This is a genomic window from Thermostichus sp. MS-CIW-36 (genome assembly GCF_054059035.1).
Genome location: NZ_JBSSBR010000031.1, coordinates 1 through 18,143 on the forward strand (window position 1 = coordinate 1; position 18,143 = coordinate 18,143).

Here is an 18,143-nt window from a genome sequence, read left to right on the forward strand (position 1 = left end):
GCGGCTTGCGACGGGGACACCTTGAGCTTGCAGGAGATGGTCAGGATTTGGCTCATAAGTTCATTGTACTTCATCAAAGCGCATTCCTCCCGGCACTGACCCTACGGGTACAGTGCGGGGCTCCTGCGATTTCTAGCTGAAAGGGATCCCCTATGCTGACGGGCTGGTGGCTATGGCACTCTGGGCTGACGATGAACCTGCTGAGCCTCTAGAATGGAGGGCTGTCGAGAAAAGAAGTGTCTTCCCAATGTCGAAACGTAACATGCAGGTTGTGCTGCGCCAGGCGATCCCAGGGCTGGGCAAGCCCGGAGAGATTGTCAACGTCAAGCCCGGCTATGCTCGCAACTACCTCTTCCCGCGGCAGATGGCGGTGCGGGTTACCCCTGGCATATTGAAAGAGCAGCAGATGCGTCTGGAGCAGGAAGCGGCTCGTAAACTGGCAGAAAAACAACGGGCGGAAAACTACAAGACCGCTCTGGAGACCATTGGTCGCTTCGTCATCCGTAAGAAAGTGGGAGAACACGACCTCCTATTTGGGCAGGTGACCACCAGCGATATTGCTGAGGTGGTGCTGGCTACCAGCGGTCTAGATATCGACCGCCGCAACATTCTCCTCAACGAGGAAATCAAAAAAACCGGGGTTTATCCCGTGCAGGTAAAGTTACACCCCGAAGTTACCGCTACGCTGCGCATTCAGGTTACTCCCGAATGAGGACTCACCTTCGAGGATCCCTGAGTTCCCGTGAGGGATCCCGGGGTGAGTAGGGTTTTTGCCTTAGGCAACAAGCGGGTATGCTCAGCCTAGAGCTTGACCCGCCTGACGATTGGAGCTGACTGGCTGAGAGGCCGGTTGCCCTAGGGCTGGGTTGATTTTCCTATCCTGGCTTGTGGTGATCAGCGATTACGACTTAACGGGTGGGGATCGGCTTCCTCCTCAAAACATTGAAGCCGAGGAGGAAATCCTGGGGGGCATTCTCCTCGATCCGGATGCGTTGGTGCGGGTCGCGGAGTTTCTGCGTCCGGAGATGTTTTACATCTCTGCCCACCAAGAGATTTACCGGGCTGCCCTCCAACTGCACAGCCAAGGCCAACCCACCGACTTGATGACTGTGTCTGCCTGGTTGGCAGATCATCACCTTCTGGAGCGGGTGGGGGGAACAGGGGCGATCCGTCGTCTGCTGGAGCAAACCGTCAGCAGCGTCAACATCGACCAGTATGCCCGCCTGGTGCAGGACAAATATATGCGCCGCCAGTTGATCCAGGTGAGCAATACCTTGGCTCGTTTGGCCTACGATACCAGTCAGCCCCTGTCTCAGGTGATGGATCAAGCCGAGCAGCAAGTGTTTGGCCTCACCCAAGAGCGGGTGCAGCGCAGTCTTATCCCGGCCTCCGAGGTTTTGGTCAATATCTTCTCGGATTTGGAAGAGAAGTTCCAGAGTGGGGCTCAGCTCCCTGGGATCCCGACCAAATTCATCGACCTGGATAACTTGACCCAGGGCTTGCAGCGATCCGACTTGTTGATCCTGGCCGGTCGTCCCTCGATGGGGAAGACCAGTCTTGCCCTCAACATTGCCCAAAATGTGGCTGCCTATGCCAAGCAGCCGGTCGCCATCTTTAGCTTGGAAATGTCACGAGAGCAACTGGTGCAGCGGCTTTTGGCCAGCGAAGCCCGCATCGACAGCAGCCGTCTGCGTTCTGGGCGCATCAGCGAACACGAGTGGCAGCGCCTGGGACAAGCCATTGGTTTTTTGTCGCAATTGCCCCTGTTCATCGACGATACCCCCGACTGTACCGTTACAGAAATTCGCTCCAAAGCGCGGCGTTTGCAGGCGGAACAGGGGGGAACGTTGGGGATGGTGTTGATCGACTACCTACAACTGATGCAGGGATCCGCTGCTGACAACCGGGTGCAGGAGCTGTCGCGCATTACCCGTGGCCTCAAGGCCATGGCCAAAGAGCTGATGGTGCCGGTGCTGGTGCTGTCTCAGCTCAGTCGGGCTGTCGAGTCGCGCTCCGATAAGCGCCCGCAACTGGCAGACCTGCGGGAATCGGGCTGTCTGGCCGGGGATACGCAGGTGATGGATGCGGATCGCGGCAAGATCTGGCGGCTGGATCAACTGGCGGCCCTGCCGGCTGCGGCGGAACTGCCCCGCCTGCTCAGCTTGAACGGGCGCGGGCGCTTGGTGCCTCAACAGCCTGTGAAAGTGTTTTGCAGTGGTCGGCAGCCCACCTGTGTTCTGAAGACCCGCCTCAACTTTTCCATTCGCGCCACCGGCAACCATCCCTTCTTGACCCCAGACGGCTGGAAAACCCTCGACGAGCTGCAATTGGAGGAAGAGGTGGCGGTGGTAGTGCAGGAGGGGCTGATCTGGGATCCGGTGGTGCTCATCAGCGAGCCGGGGGAGCCTCAGCCGGTTTACGACATCGAGATGCCCCGCCACCACAACTTTGTGGCCAACGGGCTGCTGGTACACAACAGCATCGAGCAGGATGCCGATCTGGTGATGATGATCTATCGCCCGGAATACTACGATCCCAACACCAGCGATCGCGGCATTGCCGAAGTCATTATCGCCAAACATCGCAACGGCCCCACCGGTACCGTGCGCCTGCTGTTTGAAAGTCAGTACACCCAGTTTCGCAACCTGGCGGATCCCAACCGCTGAGCAACCGATGCCGAAGAGGGATCCGGAGCTGCTGCCTTGGGAACAACCCCGCAAGGTGTTAGCTTAGGATCGCTGCGGGCCAAAGCGTTGCTCTTGAGCCGGCTACCCTCTCTCCTAATGCTCAAAACGATATGTTTAAAAACGTGTTAATTGCCACCGACCGCCGAGATGGCCTGCAGCGTTTTGGCAAGTGTCTAGAAGATCTGCACAGCAATGGCATCGAGCGCGTCACCTTCGTCCGCAGCGTAGATTGGCAAGAGGACGACATCGGCATTCCCGACGACATTACCCCCGAAATCCAGGCGGAGCAGGCCCAGTTGCAGAAGCTGCTGAACCCGATCCCGGCGGGGTTGGAAGTCAAGGCTCTGGTGCAGGTGGGCAAGCCGGCAGAGGCGATCTTAAAAGGGATCCAAGCCTACGGCTGCGATCTGTTAATCACAGGCATGGGCACCCACAATCTGCTCGCCGAAAAATTGTTCGGCAGCACCACCATGGCACTGTTGCCGAAGCTGAAAATCCCCCTACTGGTGATGCGCCCCCAACTGCTGGCTACCTTTACCCTGGAAGAATTGCGCTTGCGCAGCCGCCACCTGTTTCGCTGCCTCTTGGTGCCCTTTGACTTTGAGCAGCCGCGTCAGCAGTTGCTGAACCATCTCGGCCACCTGCTGCCCGGTACTTCCCAGTGCCAGACGCTTACCCTGCTCTACGTGGTGGATCCCAGCGCCCGCCGCAACCAAGGAACTCCGGTGGAGGTGCTCCAACGCCAAGCCGAGGCTGACCTGGCCCAGGTGCTTGAACCCCTGAGCGAGCAGGTGAAGCCCGTACAGCTGCGCACCCTGGTGCGGGTGGGATCCCCTCTCAAAGAGATCCTAGCTACTGCTGCCGATGAAGACATGACGGCCATCGCCACTGCCTCCCCCCACGTGGGCAGCTTCTGGGAGTGGTCGGTTCGCAGCCTCACCGGCGAGATTTTGCGGCAAAGTTGGCATCCGGTGTTGTTTTTCCCGCGCGGGTCTTTGGCCCAGTAGATCCAGGCAAGATCCAAGCCGAGTGTTGCAGATTAACTCATCCTCCATGACCCCCCCCTCTACGACAGCGCTGCAGGATCTGTTTCGGGCGGTGGCCCAAGGGAAGCTCACCCCAGAGCAAGCTCTGCAGGCCTATCGCTTTCTGCCCTTCGAGCCGGTGGGAGATTTCGCCCATGTGGATCACCACCGTCCCTTGCGCACGGGCTTTCCCGAAGCCGTGTGGGGGCCGGGCAAGACCCCAGATCAGATTGCCCAGATCCTGGAGCAACTCCACCAGCGGGGATCCCTGGCCTTGGCCACCCGCATCGAAGCCCAGGTGTATGCCGAGATCCGCAGCCGCTTGCCCCAGGCCCAGTATTCCGAGTTGGCCCGCTTGTGTTGGATCCCGTCCCAGCAGGTGGTCAGCCATCCTGGACAGGTCAGCGTGATCTCCGCTGGCACTGCCGATTTACCGGTGGCAGAAGAAGCCGCCCTCACGCTCGAGCTTTCTGGGTTTCAGGTGAAGCGCCTCTGGGATGTGGGGGTGGCCGGGATCCATCGGCTGCTGCACAACCGGGCGGCCCTGCAAGCGGACGTGCTGATCGTGGTGGCGGGCATGGAGGGGGCCTTGGCCAGCGTGGTGGCGGGTCTGGCGGATTGTCCGGTGATCGCTGTGCCCACCAGCATTGGCTACGGGGCCAGCTTTCAAGGCTTGGCTGCCCTGCTCACCATGCTCAACTCTTGCGCGGCGGGGGTGGGAGTGCTGAACATCGATAACGGTTTCGGGGCGGCCATTCTAGCAGGCCAGATCCTGCGCTGCGGACAACGGCTGGCAGCTCGATTGAGTTCATGCGGCCCCACTGGAGATCCAACAGGGAATCGACAGATTTCGGAAGGTTAAGAATTGTAAATAGATCCTGAGCCAAACAGGCTATACTCAGGCCATAGTTTAGGCTTGGGCTTTCTCTTTCCCATCCTTCGGGAGTTTGAGGGTGTTGCCTCTGGTCACCTAACTGGGTTCATGCCTTTTTCTGGGGTACCTTTATCCGAAGATGGGGAGGGTTCCTACGCTGGTTAACTGCTGTGTTGGACTGACTGGGGCGGACAAAACGCGCGAATATGCTAATTGATGCAGCACTTGTCAAAAATGCCATAGATGCGATGGGGGCGACCTTGACCCTGGCACAAGGGATGACTCAGTCCTTCACCTGGACAGATATTTTCTTGGTAGTGGCTTTGGTGTTTTTGGAGGCCGCCCTCTCTGCGGACAACGCCGTTGCCCTAGCAGCTCTGGTGAAGCACCTGCCCACCCCTCAGCAACAGAATCGGGCCTTGCGCTGGGGCATCATTGGCGCTTACGGCTTTCGCATCGCCATTGTCTTTGCAGCGGTTTGGTTGGTGGAGTATCCACCCGCACAGTTTTTGGGAGCCTGCTACCTGCTCTGGCTGGCCTGGCAGCATTTTCGGGGGGAGAAGGAAGGCCAAGAACAGGACATCACCCGCCACGCCAATTTTTGGCAGACCCTGGTGATGGTGGAACTGACGGATCTGGTTTTTTCTTTCGACAGCATCGCCGCTTCGGTGGGCGTCTCCCGCAAGGCTTGGGTCATTATCCTCGGCGGCATTCTCGGCATTACCCTGATGCGCTACATGGCTTCTCTGTTTTTGCGTTGGTTGGACGAGTTCTCTCACCTGGAAGACGCCGCTTTTGCCATCATCGCCTTGGTGGGGAGCACCATGTTGTTGGAGGTGTTTTTCCCCCAAATCGAGATCCCGGAGTGGGGGATGGTGGTGGCTGTGATCCCCTTATTTGTCTGGGGTTTCTCGCGGCGCGTGAAACTCCATTCGGAGCAGGATGAACAGCCGGAGCTGGCTGACGGAGAGAAGAGGGAAGAGAAAAGAGCAGGGGTTACAGACGAGATGGAGATCGTCCCCTCCGGTTGGGTGGCTGCCCTTGAGGAAGACCTCGCCCCTGAGCCCCAGAGCAGAGAGAATGGAGACGAGAGGTACGGCTTGGGCCTATCGCCAGGGATCCCTGATCTGCCTTGATGGGGCTGTGGGCTGCTTCATTGCCTTGGCCCCTGCCGACTCCTAAACTAGCAGTGAAGCTGACCTGAGGAGGGAAGCATCTTGACCCCGCAGTTTTGCTTGAAATCGTTGGTCAAGTGCTTCAGAAGCAGCATGGATAGCCCAAAGGAGCAGCAGGTGTCCGAAAATAGGCTCCAGCCTTTGGCGAGGGCGGAGGTTCTGAGCATGCCAGCAGTGCAGAGCACTGCCCCCTTGGTGGAGCTGCGCCAAGTTTCCAAGCGCTTCGGCTCGACGGTGGTGCTTGACCACGTGGATCTGAAGGTGTACCGGGGTGAGGCCCTGGGCCTGGTGGGGCCTTCGGGCACCGGGAAATCGACGCTGCTGCGCATCATCGCCGGCCTAACGGAGCCAGACGCTGGAGAAGTGCTCTGGTGCGGGATCCCGCTCCCGGAGATTCAAGCCCATCATGCAACTCCCCCTTTGCGAGTAGGGATGGTGTTTCAGCAGGCCGCCCTCTTCGACTCCCTGACGGTGGAAGAAAACGTGGGGTTTTTGCTCTACGAGCACTCGCAGTTGCCCCGCTCCCGTATTCAGGAATTGGTGGCCGCCAAGCTGGAGGCGGTGGGACTGGCGGGCAAAGAGCACAACCTGCCAGAAGAACTCTCGGGGGGGATGCGCAAACGGGCTAGCTTCGCCCGCGCCATCATGGAGGATCCTTCTCTGCCCCAGGATGAGCCCCAATTGCTGCTGTACGACGAGCCCACAGCGGGCTTGGATCCCATTGCCTCCACGGTAATTGAAGATCTCATCCGGGAGCTGCAGCAGGTGAAAAAAGCCTGTGAGAGCTACATTGTGGTGACCCACCAGCACAGCACCATTTACCGCGCCACCGACCGCATTGTCCTGTTGGCTCAGGGGCGGGTGCAGTGGGAGGGATCCGTGCAGCAGATCGAAACGTGCGATAACCCCTTTGTGCGGCAGTTTTTCAGCGGTAGCGTAGAAGGGCCGATTCAAGTGGCGGGGCAGGTGTGATGCGTTCGCGAGCAGTGCGAGAAGGGGCAGTGGGCCTGTTGATCCTGGCGGGGGCGCTGGGCTTTGCCGGCCTGTTTTTGTGGATCTACAACCTGCGCTTTGGCAGGCGCGGCTTTCAATTTACCGTCACCTATACCAACGTGGTCGGCCTGACAGAGGGATCCAGCGTGCGGCTGCGGGGGGTAACCATAGGTCGAGTGGAGCGGATTGTGCCTCAACCCAGCCAAGTAGAAGTACAGGTGACCATTGATCAGCCCCTAGTCATCCCCCGCGATTCCCTGTTTCTTACCAAACAGACGGGGTTGGTGGGGGAAACGGTGATGGACATCCTGCCCCAGGGGAGGGGTCAGGCGGCAACGGGATCCCCTCTGGCAGCGGATTGCGACAGCAGTCAAATCATCTGCGATGGGGATGTGGTGGAGGGCAAACCTGGAGTGGATTTTGGCCAGTTATTGATCCGGCTGGATCAGTTGCTCACACGGATCAACGACGATGAGCTCTTCGACACCCTTAACGCCACCCTAGAAGGGCTCACCCGCGTTGCCAATAGCGTGGCCGATCTCTCAAAAACCGTGGAAGAGCGAGTAGCTGCCCTGCGCACCGAAGATCTGGACTTGTCGCAATTCACGACCGCTGCCACAGCCATCCAAGACGCGGCTGGGGCTGTGAGGGGAACTGCCCGCAGTTTTCAAGCGGCTGCCGATCAATTCACCGCCCTGGTGGATCAAAACCGCACTTCCCTTAACGCCGTCCTGGAGAACATCCAGCAGGTGAGCGCCGATCTACAGGCCATGTCGAGCGCGGTGCGCCCGCTGGTTACCGATCCACAACTCCAGGCCGATGTGCGCCAGATCCTGGCCGAGGTGCGAGCGGCTGCGGAGAACGTGGCCCAAGCTACCGAAGATCTGCAGCAGATTGCCGCCAGCCTCAACGATCCGGGCACTTTAGCTACTCTGCGCCAAACCCTCGATTCCGCCCGCATCACCTTTCAGAATATGCAAAAAATTACCGCCGACATCGACGAGCTGACCGGGGATCCCCAGTTTCGCCGCGGCATTCGAGAGTTGGTATTGGGGCTGAGCAACTTGGTCTCCAGCGTCCCTGGGGAAGATGGGATCCAGCCCGCGGTGGCCGAAGGGTATCACTTTCGTTTTGCGCCCGTCTCTTTTGCCCAGGGAGTTGCCCCTGGATCCCAAGGATGGCAGCCGCAGACTTCCCCATAAGTTGGCTGCCTTTCCCCTCTCTCTAGCGGGAGTCTGGGATCCCTGAGATGACCCGCTGAGGTAACAACGGCGGCCAAAGCCGTTGAAGGGATCCCCAACCTGGGGTAGGCTTTGCGGATAAGGTGTTGCCTGTATTGCTACGCAACGCTGATGCGACTGAGGTTGAGGTGTGAGGAATGTGTGGCATTGTCGGCTACGTGGGTTTTCAGTGGGCTGCCCCCATCCTGTTGGAGGGCCTGCGCACCTTGGAGTATCGGGGCTATGATTCTGCCGGCATCGCCACGGTGGATCCCGAAGAGGGATTGAGGATTGTTCGCGCCACCGGCAAGCTGCACAACCTGCTGGTGAAGCTCACCGCCAACATGCCCACCGCCAAGGTAGGGATCGGACATACCCGCTGGGCCACCCACGGCGGCGTGACCGAAGAAAATGCCCACCCCCAGTGCGACGAGCGCGGGCGCATTGTGGTGATCCAAAACGGCATTGTGGAAAACTACCTGGAGCTGAAGGAGCGCCTCTTGGAGCGGGGGATCCCATTCCGCTCCCAAACCGATACGGAAGTGATCGCCCAACTGCTCGGCCTCTATACAGAAGAGCTGGGCTCCTTTGAGGCGGCCTTTGGCCAGGTCATGGGGCAACTGCGGGGGGGAAACGCCGTGGTGGCTCTGGATCGGGAGGCGCCGGATCGGCTGATCGCAGCCCGTTTGGGCAATGCCGGAGCCGTGGTGGTGGGAGAGGGAGAAGGGGAAAACTTCGTGGCCTCCGATCTGCCTGCCATTGTCCGCCATACCCGCAAGGTGGTGTTCTTAGAAGATGGGGAAATGGCGGTTCTCACGGAGTCTCAAGTGCGCTACCTGCGCATTACCGGCGAGGAGCTGCGCAAATCCAGCATCACCGTGGCCTGGGATCCCGTCTCAGCCGCCAAGGGAGGCTACAAGCACTTCATGCAGAAGGAGATCTTTGAGCAGCCCCGCACCACCACCGATACGCTGCGGGGGCGGGTGGATCTGGAACAGGGCCGGGTGACGCTGGAGGGGCTAGCGCTTTCTGAGGGGCAACTGGCCCACATCGAGCACATCCACGCTGTAGCCTGTGGTACTGCCTGGCACGCCTGCTGGGTGCTCAAGTACTTCATCGAGAGCTTGGCCCGTACCCCTGTAGAGGTGGATTACGCCTCTGAGTTTCGCTACCGCCAGCCGGTGTTGCGCCCCAACCACCTGTTGCTGGCTCTAACCCAGTCGGGAGAAACCGTCGATACGCTGGCAGCCATGAGCGAGGCCCGCACCCAAGGGATCCCGACTCTGGCGATTGTCAACGCCATCGGATCCCAGGCCAGCCGTCTGGCGGATGCCGGGGTTCTCTACATCCATGCCGGTCCGGAGATTGCCGTGGCTTCCACCAAAGTGTTTACTGGCATGTTGGTGGCAGGGTACTTGCTGGCCTTGCAACTGGCCCAGGCCAAAGGGATCCTCAGCCCGGCCCAGATCCAAGCCCACCTGCAAGCCTTGATCGAGCTGCCGGGCAAGATCAGCCTGCTGCTGAAGGACGCCGCCCTCTACGACCAACTGGCGGAGCAGTACCATCATGTTGCCAACATGCTCTATCTGGGCCGCTGGGTTAACGCCCCGATTGCCTTGGAAGGAGCTTTGAAGATGAAAGAGGTGAGCTACATCCACGCCGAAGGCTACCCGGCAGGCGAGATGAAGCATGGCCCTATTGCCCTCATCGACGAGCGGGTGCCGGTGGTGTGCATTGCCACCCGGGATCCCGTCTACGAAAAAATGCTCTCCAACATCGAACAGGTGCGGGCGCGGGGGGGACGGGTGATCGCCCTCATCAACCCCGAAGACACCCAGGTGCGGGAGAAAGCCGACCACATCATCGAGGTGCCCAGCACAACACCCCTGTTGTCGGCGGTTCTGAACGTGATCCCTCTGCAGTTGTTCGCCTATGCCATGGCTTTGCGCCGCGGAGCCGATGTGGATCAGCCGCGCAACTTGGCTAAGTCGGTAACAGTGGAGTAACGGCTGTCGCTCTTGCCACCGCCGGCCCCTGGTTTTTGCAAAATCGGGCAGATCACCTCTTTTTCATCAGCAGCCGCAGGGGGGATCTGCCAATCGGAGAGGAGACCTTGAATTTGGCTTTTCAGCGCTTGCAGATCGGCAATTCGCTGTTCAATCTCCTGCAGCTTGCCTTGCAGATGCTGGCGAATTTCTGGACAAGGCTGCTCCCCTCGGTCGTGGACATCCAGGATTTGGCGGATTTCTTCTAAGCTCAGGCCCAGGCTCTGGCAGCGGCGGATAAAAGCCAGGCGAACCAAAACCGAAGGGTCGAACAGCCGATAGCTGGACTCCGCCCGTTCCACCGTTGGCTTCAGCAGGCCTATCGATTCGTAGTAGCGCACCGTGCGTACAGGCAAGCCGGCCGCTAGAGCCACCTGGCCGATCTTCAGGCTGGCAGACAAGTCCTGGACAGCAGCAGGATTCAACATGCCTTCAACTGGATCTTTTGTGGATTCCTCCAGCCTAACAAAGCCAATCTCGGAAGATGGAGAATGGCCATCTGGCTGCGCCTCACCTCCCCCTCTTCCCTGCAGCTTGGGCTATATCTGGAGATCCTGCATCGGGACAGAGTCAGCTTCAAGAGATCCCTCAGGTCTTACTGCCCATCTCGGCAGCTTGGATCAAGGCCCTGGCCCGCTGTTGATCCAACTTGGCCTGCAAGCGCTCTTGCTTGTCGCTGCTGGTATTCAAAACTTTGCTGGCTTCATCCAAGAGGGCCTGAGCCGCCGCCTTATCCACTGTTTCGCCCCGCTCGGCTCGGTTAACCAGGACGGTTACCTCGTTGTTTTCGACTTCTGCAAATCCGCCCATGACCGCAATGGCCGACCACTTTCCATCGGCTTTGACCCGCATAACGCCATTGCCTATAGCAGTTAAGAGGGGGGCGTGCCCGGTGAGAATGCCCAATTGGCCCGAAGTGGCAGGGAGGATCACTTCCTCGCTGGGGGCATCCCAAACCGTGCGGTCGGGGGTAATCACACGAACCATCAGCGTCACGACAGATCTCCTGAAAGCTTGAGCACTTTCGCGTCGACGGTGCGGAGCACCCTGGTTTCGATCCTAGCGGATTAGGATCCCTGCAGCTTTGCCTGGTTCCCCTTTTGTCTTTATTCTCTCGGGGCAGCCACACTTAACCTGGACATAACCTTGCCTTTACTTCAGACTGGGAGGCAAGCGCTAAGGTGTTGTCGGGAACACTTATCTCATGCCCCAACCTCAGCATTGACGGCCAGCCCATTGCTGTTGGTTTGCAAGGGGGAGCTCAACGACTGGTGCGCCCAGTTTTCCTAGCGGAGCCAGCCTATGCCTGAAGCGATGCCTAGCCATTTTGCTGCCGGCCTGTCCACACGGGAGCGCCAACTGCTGGAAGACCTCTACCGCAGCCGCAGTTTATCCCCCTACACTCCCGGCCAGGTTATCCCTTTGTTTCCTGATGAATGGGTGATCGTCTGTCGGGGGGTGGTGCAGTTGACCACCCTCTATCCCAACGGTGGTGAGGCGCTGTTGGGGTTTGCCGGCCCTTCCATGCCCCTGGGATCCCCGCTGACGATGTTGGATCCCTACCAAGCCACGGCTTTGACGGCAGTTGATGTGCTGCGGCTGCCGGCAGCAGAAGTGGAAGCCTCAGAGATCCTGAGTCAAGGGCTGCTCAAGCAGGTGGTGCGTCGGCTGCGCCAAACCGAAGCATTGCTCGCCTTGGCCGGACGGCGGCGGGTGGAGGATCGGCTGCGCCAGTTGCTCTCCCTTTTGGCTGGGGAGCTGGGATCCCCAGTTGCGACAGGGGTTCGCATTCAGGTGCGCCTTACCCACCAGGACTTGGCCAATGCCATCGGCACCACCCGGGTCACCATTACCCGTCTCCTGAACCGTTTTCGCCAGCAGGGCTGGATTGCGGTGGACAAAAACCGTCACCTTGTTATCAAACTCGCCCCCGCTCCGTGAAGCTAGTAGAAGGCCAGTAGAAGCTGAATAAGATCTGCTTCTAGGGCATGGCTAAAAGCTGGCAGTTTTTTGTTCGGAGTTGTAGTCGTTGCAGGTTAGAGTGAGATGCGTGGGCCATTGAGAAAAGACTTTGGCCGCGTGCATTATTGCTCCGCAACGCTGACGCGACCAATGTTTTGGGTGTGGGTGTAGTGCCCTAGTTTGAATCGAAATCAAGGTTTATCCCTAGTTCTTCGACTGGAATCTTCATCAGTGGCAGCCTCAAGCATGGCCTTGTAACTGTTGGATGAGCCAGCTAGCAGCAGCAGTGTTGGTTTGGGTGGCAAGTCGTTCCAGGGCTTGTTCAAGAAGAGCTATTTCTAAGCCTGTCAGCACCTGTGACTGGGAGATTGCCCTATAACGCCCCCCCTCAGCTAGCCCAAAGGCAAAGACGCGGCGCCCTTTGACGTCTATCACCCAATACTCGGGAATACCCAAGCTGGCGTAAAGTTGCTTTTGCTCATCCAGGTCAATGCTGAGGGTAGTATCGGCAATTTCGCCCACCAAGTCAGGCGCTCGTTGGTAGCGCAGATCAATCCGCCGCGGTTCACCGGACTGGTACTTGGGGATGTTATCGCCTTTGTAGAGCACCAGATCGGGGGCACAAGCATGGGTCTCGGGGCGTTCGATCAGACAGCGACCACAAGACTGCAAGGGGACATCGGGGTGGAGAAAGGCCCATGCGAAAAAAATTGCCGTCATGAAATCGCTGACGGAGGCATGCTCTGGCCCTTCTTTGCCCATGTTGACCCACAACCAGCCCTGATAAAAGGAAAGTTTCTGCCAATCCACAGCGGGATGGTCGCGGATAGCCACGTAGTCCTGCCAGGTGGCGCTGTGGCGCTCAAGGATAGGGGGGGTTGAGGTTTTTAGGGAGATGACAGTCATATCAATCTTGGTTCTTAAGCCCGGCTTTGCAACTGTTGGAGGAGCCAGTTGGCAGCAGCGGTGTTGGTCTCCTCGGCCAGCCGCTCCAGGGCTTGCTCGAGAAGGTCTATCTTCAGACCTGAGAGCACCTGTGACTGGGCAATGGCCCGATACTGGCCCCCCTCAGCTAGCCCAAAGGCAAAGACGCGGCGCCCTTTGACATCTATCACCCAATACTCGGGAATACCCAAGCTGGCGTAAAGTTGCTTTTGCTCATCCAGATCAATGCTGAGGGTAGTATCGGCAATTTCGCCCACCAAGTCAGGCGCCCGTTGGTAGCGCAGATCAATCCGCCGCGGTTCACCGGACTGGTACTTGGGGATGTTATCGCCTTTGTAGAGCACCAGATCGGGGGCACAAGCATGGGTCTCGGGGCGTTCGATCAGACAGCGACCACAAGACTGCAAGGGGACATCGGGGTGGAGAAAGGCCCAAAAACCAAAGACGATGGTGATGAAATCGCTGACGGAGGCATGCTCTGGCCCTTCTTTGCCCATGTTGACCCACAACCAGCCCTGATAAAAGGAAAGTTTCTGCCAATCCACAGCGGGATGGTCGCGGATGGCCACGTAGTCTTGCCAGGTGGCGCTGTGGCGCTCAAGGATGGGTTGGGTGGCCGGTTTTAAGGAAAGGGTCATTGGTCGCACTGGCGAAGCGTAGCTCTATCACCCCTTAGCAAAAATGAGATGGGGGAGTTCATCTCTTCTCTTCAATCCTAATGGTTTCAATGGCCAGCCAGTTTTGGCGAAAGCCTTTCACAAAGCAGGCCGTAGGTCTATAGGGCAATGAACCACAGACCTTTGCCTGGAGCCTGGATCCCTAGACCAGCAGCGGGGCTTTGCGCCAAGCCTTGGGCTGCTGGAACCGGTGCAGATCTCGGATCAGCCGCACCCAGCCGTCAGACATGGACTCCACCAAAACTTTGCCTTTCTCCGGCGTGGCGGCGGTGGCATCGCCCAAAACTCCGCTCTGGGTGAGATCGCGAGTTGCCCAAGCGAAAGGGATCCGCCCTTCCATGCTGAGCAGGCTGTTTTCCGGCAGATCGTGGGGATATTCGCAGACCAATCGGTCGGTTCGCACCGTGTCCGGCAAAAGGTGCATCAGCATACTGGTCTCCCCATCGCCGGCGTGAATGCCCAATTCCCGTTCTTTCTCGGTAAACAGCTCTCGTCCTTCGTGGGGAACGCGCCAGACCGACACCGGAAACAGCATGAAATCTTCATACTTCTGGTGCAGATCGCGGGCAACAATCTCCAGGACCTGTGGCTGGCCACCGTGGGAATTGAGGAACACCAGCTTGCGAAACCCAGCTCGGTAGATGCTCTCTGCCACTTCTGTCAGCACCGCCATCAGGGTTTGAGCCGAGAGGGTAATGGTGCCGGGGAAATGCCAATGCTCGTTGGCTTTGCCGTAACATTGGGTGGGCAAAACATAGGCCGGGATCTCAGGCTCCAGCTTCTCCATGGCGCGCCCAATGATCGCCGTGCCGATGCAGGCATCCACCACCAGGGGCAGGTGGGGCCCATGTTGCTCGATTGAGGCAACCGGCTGAATGATCACCACGTTCTCTTTGTCGGGCATGGCCTGGATCTCCGTCCAGGTCAGGTAGGGGAAAAAGCGGTGGGGCGGGACAAAAGTGTGCATCATGGCGGGATCCGTTCAAGTTTGATCAGAAAGCTACCTAGCACCATGCCACAAGATCGGGTTCACGAAATGCCCGCAAAGACGGGATCCCCGGCCAACCCGCCTGCCAAAGAAACGTAAGAAAGCCATCGATTAGGATAAGTACAGTCTGTACAGTTTCCGGTCAACGATTGCATGACCCTGTTGCCTTGTTTGCCCGCCCAGTGTGACTCTGTTGAGGGCCTGCGTCTGCTGGGGCGCCCTTTGCCCGCCTCGGCGGAAGTGGGCAGCGCTCCCCCCTCACCCCGTCCCATTCTCGCCCTGCCAGGGTCGCAGGCCACCCTCTATGTGGAGCTGATTCAGGTTTCTCGCCACAGTCTTGAGGCAGGCTCTGACACCCCGCCGCTGCTCTGGGTGCGGCCTCTCCTGCTCAGGCAGGGATCCCAAGTCTTCAACCTGCGGGCCACCTCGGATTTGCTCTGGCCTGCTGCCGGCTTTGTTCCGGCCTATGCGGAGGAGGTATTGCCCCTTCTGGAACAGGCAAGGGATCCCGCTCCCCACGAGCTCCCTGCCCGACAGCAGTTGCAGGCATTTCTGCGGCAAGTCTGGCGAGGCTAGGCTGCCCCGGAATGGCCAAGGGAGGCGGCCAACCTTTGCAAAGCCGATGCCAACATCGCTAGAGCCGCGTCAATTTCTGCCGGGGTGACGATCAAGGGGGGCACAAAGCGCACCACCTGGGATCCTGCCGGCACCAACAACAGCCCGCAGTCCATGGCTGCCTTGACCACTTCAGCCGCCGGGATGCGCACCACCAAGCCCTGAATCAGGCCCCAGCCCCGCACTTGCTCAACGAGCTGCGGAAACTGCTCCGCCAAGCGGGACAGCCCCTGACGCAGATACATCCCCGTCTGCTGGGCATTCCAAACCAAACTCTCCGACATTAGCGTGCGGCAAACCGCCAGGCCCACCGCACAAGCCAAGGGGTTGCCCCCAAAGGTGCTGGCGTGATCCCCCGGCTGAAACACGGCGCAAAAGTCTTTCGCCAACAAGGCCCCGATGGGGATCCCACCGGCCAGGCCCTTGGCCAAGGTGAACACATCCGGCTCCACCCCCAGGTTACAGTGGCCCCACAGCATGCCGGTACGGCCCATGCCCACCTGCACCTCATCCAAAATCAGCAGAATGCCCCGCTCGCTGCAGATCCGGCGCAACCATTGAAAATAGGCGGGATCCCCCGGCACAACCCCCCCTTCCCCCTGCAACGGCTCCAACAGCACGGCACACACCCGCTCGCCCCAGCGCTCCAACACTGCTGCTGTGCCCTCGATGTCATTGTAGGGAACGTAATCAAAGCCGGGCACCAGAGGGGCAAAGTCTTTCTGGTATTTGGGCTGGCCGGTGGCGGTAACGGTGGCCAGGGTGCGGCCATGGAAGCTGGCATGGGCGGTGAGGATCATCGGATCTTGGATCCCGCGCACCGTGTGGGCATACTTGCGGGCCAGCTTAATGGCTCCCTCATTGGCTTCCGCCCCTGAGTTGCAGAAAAACACCTTGTCGGCACAGGAGTGCTGGGTCAGCCATTGAGCCAGTTGTGCCTGCGGCTGGTTGTAGTAAAGGTTGGAAACATGGTGCAACTGTTGTGCCTGCTCGGTGAGCGCCTGAATCCACAGCGGGTGGGCATGCCCCAGGGTACAGGTGGCAATGCCGGCCACAAAGTCCAGGTACTCGCGCCCCTGCTCATCCCAAACCCGACACCCCTGCCCGCGCACCAAGGTCAGGGGATAGCGCCCATAGGTGGCCATCACATGCTCGGCAAACAGCTCGGCAGTTGTCGGGGATCCCGAGGGGGCACTGGCAAGAGGCGAAGTTAGAGGAGACATGGCCGGTAAAAGATTGCTGTCGTGTTGGCGGCGCGGAGCGCTTTGGGGCTGGCGCAAGCCGTGTTTCGAGTGTACCACCCTGCTTTGGAGATGATATTCTGGCGGGGCCAAAGATTCAGGGATCCACAGCAAACAGACAGAAGCAAACAGACAGATGTCGCGGCGGGGGGTAACGGTCTGGTTTACGGGATTGAGCGGGGCGGGCAAAACCACCCTGAGCTGCGGCGTGGCCCAGCAGTTGCGCGCTTGGGGGCTGCCGGTGGAAGTGCTCGATGGGGACCTGGTGCGGCAACATCTCACCAAGGGTCTGGGCTTCAGCAAAGTGGATCGGGAGGAGAACATTCGCCGCATCGGCTTTGTGGCGGAGATGCTGACTCGGCACGGGGTGATTGTGCTGGTGTCGGCCATTTCCCCCTATCGGGCAGCACGGCAGGAGGTACGGCAGTATATTGGCAGCTTTATCGAAGTCTTTGTGGATGCCCCCCTGGAGGTGTGCGAACGCCGGGATGTGAAGGGCCTCTATCGAAAGGCGCGGGCAGGCTTAATCCAGCACTTTACCGGTATTGACGATCCCTACGAGCCGCCGGAACAGCCGGAGGTGGTGTGCAAAACTGCCGAGCAAAGCATCTCCGAATGTATTGACCTGGTGATACAAAGCCTAAAAAGCAGAGGTTATGTCTAACAGGCCCACTGCTCTTACGTTGCCCGTAGAGGGTGGGCTTCCCCCCGGAGTAGCTGCAAAGAACCTAGAATTAAGAAAGGCTTACAAGCAACTCCTATGGCTTCGACATCGGCATCGGCCACTCCCATTTCGGCGCAGTGGATCTGGCGAGGGCAGTCGGTTCATTACGTCAAACAGGGTGAGCAGGGGCAGCCTCTGCTTCTGGTGCACGGCTTTGGAGCCTCCACCGACCACTGGCGCAAGAACATTCCCGAATTGGCTCAACACTACCAGGTGTACGCCATCGATTTGCTGGGTTTCGGTCGCTCCGCCAAGCCCAACTGGGACTACCGCGCCGAAATCTGGCGGGATCAGCTGCGGGACTTTTGCCAACAGGTAATCCGTCGGCCTGTGGTGGGGATCGGCAACTCCCTGGGCGGCTATGTGGTGCTCAGTTTTGCGGCGGAGTGGCCGGAGTGGGTGCGGGGCGTGGTGCTTTTGAATGGGGCAGGTGGGTTTTCCACCCTCAAGGGATCCCCGACCGGATGGCGGCAATGGATAGGCGGATTGGTGGGCTGGGGCCTGCGCCAGCGCCTGGTGTCTTACCTGCTGTTTCAGTATTTGCGGCAGCCGCACGTGATCCGAGCCAAGCTGAAGCAGGTTTACTACGACCCGGCAGCCGTGACCGATCAGCTGGTCGAGGCCATCCATCGCCCCACCCAGGATCCGGGGGCTGCCGATGTGTTTGTGGCCTTGATGCGAGGTGGGCAGAAGGGACGGTATGTAGATGAGCTGCTGTGCAGCTTGGTGCGCCCGCTGTTGTTGATCTGGGGAGAACGGGATCCCTGGATGCGGGCTCGGGAACGCTCTAAGCTGTACCGGGCCCACTACCCTCAAGCAGTGGAATACTTCCTGGAGGCTGGCCACTGCCCCCACGATGAGCGCCCCGAAGAGGTCAATGCCCTGATTCACCGGTGGATCGAGACCGGGATCCCAGCCACCACTTCTCCCCCCATTTCCAAAGCTGCCCCTGTATCGGAAGTCCATCCCTAG

General features: G+C 59.3%; 18 protein-coding genes. 12 read left to right on the forward strand and 6 right to left on the reverse strand.

Translation table 11 applies throughout. The annotated features are described in order from the left end of the window. Positions 1-247 precede the first annotated feature (247 nt). The 8 genes from rplI to glmS all read left to right on the forward strand — a co-directional run bounded on the left by rplI (position 248) and on the right by glmS (position 9,980). Complete coding sequence (rplI, locus tag ACVWVQ_RS11800) at positions 248-712, forward strand: 50S ribosomal protein L9 (protein ID WP_414329820.1); 465 nt, start codon at positions 248-250, stop codon at positions 710-712. A 178-nt stretch (positions 713-890) separates the two neighbouring features. Then, positions 891-2,666, forward strand: coding sequence for a replicative DNA helicase (dnaB, locus tag ACVWVQ_RS11805; protein ID WP_457508617.1), 1,776 nt, complete (start codon positions 891-893; stop codon positions 2,664-2,666). A 131-nt stretch (positions 2,667-2,797) separates the two neighbouring features. Further along, a complete protein-coding gene (locus ACVWVQ_RS11810) occupies positions 2,798-3,694 on the forward strand; it encodes a universal stress protein (protein WP_457508619.1) in 897 nt (298 codons plus the stop codon). 46 nt (positions 3,695-3,740) lie between these two features. Further along, a complete protein-coding gene (gene larB, locus ACVWVQ_RS11815; RefSeq protein WP_414407361.1) occupies positions 3,741-4,574 on the forward strand; it encodes a nickel pincer cofactor biosynthesis protein LarB in 834 nt (277 codons plus the stop codon). A gap of 272 nt (positions 4,575-4,846) precedes the next feature. Then, entirely contained in the window at positions 4,847-5,722 is an 876-nt protein-coding gene (locus tag ACVWVQ_RS11820; protein WP_457508622.1) for a TerC family protein, read from the forward strand. A 204-nt stretch (positions 5,723-5,926) separates the two neighbouring features. Further along, positions 5,927-6,733, forward strand: coding sequence for an ABC transporter ATP-binding protein (locus ACVWVQ_RS11825; RefSeq protein WP_414355855.1), 807 nt, complete (start codon positions 5,927-5,929; stop codon positions 6,731-6,733). Further along, positions 6,733-7,956: an MlaD family protein gene (locus ACVWVQ_RS11830; protein WP_457508624.1), complete on the forward strand. Its 1,224-nt coding sequence runs from the start codon at positions 6,733-6,735 to the stop codon at positions 7,954-7,956. The genes ACVWVQ_RS11825 and ACVWVQ_RS11830 overlap by 1 nt, the downstream gene beginning before the upstream one ends. A 176-nt stretch (positions 7,957-8,132) precedes the next feature. After that, complete coding sequence (glmS, locus tag ACVWVQ_RS11835) at positions 8,133-9,980, forward strand: glutamine--fructose-6-phosphate transaminase (isomerizing) (protein WP_457508626.1); 1,848 nt, start codon at positions 8,133-8,135, stop codon at positions 9,978-9,980. Here the strand turns inward: glmS and ACVWVQ_RS11840 are convergent. Next, on the reverse strand, positions 9,941-10,447 hold the full coding sequence (locus ACVWVQ_RS11840; protein WP_414355852.1) for a heavy metal-responsive transcriptional regulator: 507 nt from the start codon (positions 10,445-10,447) through the stop codon (positions 9,941-9,943). The two genes, glmS and ACVWVQ_RS11840, sit on opposite strands and share 40 nt — an antisense overlap. A gap of 160 nt (positions 10,448-10,607) precedes the next feature. After that, positions 10,608-11,015 (reverse strand): ATP synthase F1 subunit epsilon, encoded by a 408-nt coding sequence (gene atpC / locus ACVWVQ_RS11845; protein ID WP_414355851.1) that lies wholly within the window; start codon positions 11,013-11,015, stop codon positions 10,608-10,610. Positions 11,016-11,321: 306 nt separating this feature from the next. Here atpC and ACVWVQ_RS11850 point away from each other — a divergent pair, with 306 nt between their 5' ends. Further along, positions 11,322-11,960, forward strand: coding sequence for a Crp/Fnr family transcriptional regulator (locus tag ACVWVQ_RS11850; RefSeq protein ID WP_414355850.1), 639 nt, complete (start codon positions 11,322-11,324; stop codon positions 11,958-11,960). A gap of 261 nt (positions 11,961-12,221) precedes the next feature. Here ACVWVQ_RS11850 and ACVWVQ_RS11855 read toward each other — a convergent pair whose 3' ends face one another. From ACVWVQ_RS11855 to ACVWVQ_RS11865, 3 genes are all read right to left on the reverse strand, one after another. Continuing rightward, the gene (locus tag ACVWVQ_RS11855) at positions 12,222-12,887 is read right to left on the reverse strand and encodes a Uma2 family endonuclease (RefSeq protein ID WP_457508629.1); all 666 of its coding nucleotides are present in this window, start codon (positions 12,885-12,887) and stop codon (positions 12,222-12,224) included. Between the two features lie 14 nt (positions 12,888-12,901). Beyond that, the gene (locus tag ACVWVQ_RS11860) at positions 12,902-13,564 is read right to left on the reverse strand and encodes a Uma2 family endonuclease (protein WP_457508631.1); all 663 of its coding nucleotides are present in this window, start codon (positions 13,562-13,564) and stop codon (positions 12,902-12,904) included. A 181-nt stretch (positions 13,565-13,745) separates the two neighbouring features. Then, positions 13,746-14,570 carry a creatininase family protein gene (locus tag ACVWVQ_RS11865; RefSeq protein ID WP_011433035.1) on the reverse strand — a complete coding sequence of 275 codons (825 nt, stop codon included), beginning with the start codon at positions 14,568-14,570 and terminating at the stop codon, positions 13,746-13,748. A gap of 174 nt (positions 14,571-14,744) precedes the next feature. Here ACVWVQ_RS11865 and ACVWVQ_RS11870 point away from each other — a divergent pair, with 174 nt between their 5' ends. Next, on the forward strand, positions 14,745-15,167 hold the full coding sequence (locus ACVWVQ_RS11870) for a hypothetical protein (protein WP_457403136.1): 423 nt from the start codon (positions 14,745-14,747) through the stop codon (positions 15,165-15,167). Here ACVWVQ_RS11870 and ACVWVQ_RS11875 read toward each other — a convergent pair. Then, positions 15,164-16,429, reverse strand: a complete 1,266-nt coding sequence (locus tag ACVWVQ_RS11875) for an acetylornithine/succinylornithine family transaminase (protein ID WP_457508633.1) — start codon at positions 16,427-16,429, stop codon at positions 15,164-15,166. The two genes, ACVWVQ_RS11870 and ACVWVQ_RS11875, sit on opposite strands and share 4 nt — an antisense overlap. 154 nt (positions 16,430-16,583) lie before the next feature. On the opposite strand from ACVWVQ_RS11875, the gene cysC reads away from it, so the two are divergent. After that, a complete protein-coding gene (gene cysC, locus ACVWVQ_RS11880) occupies positions 16,584-17,111 on the forward strand; it encodes an adenylyl-sulfate kinase (protein WP_414407107.1) in 528 nt (175 codons plus the stop codon). Positions 17,112-17,207: 96 nt separating this feature from the next. Next, entirely contained in the window at positions 17,208-18,143 is a 936-nt protein-coding gene (locus ACVWVQ_RS11885; protein ID WP_011433031.1) for an alpha/beta fold hydrolase, read from the forward strand.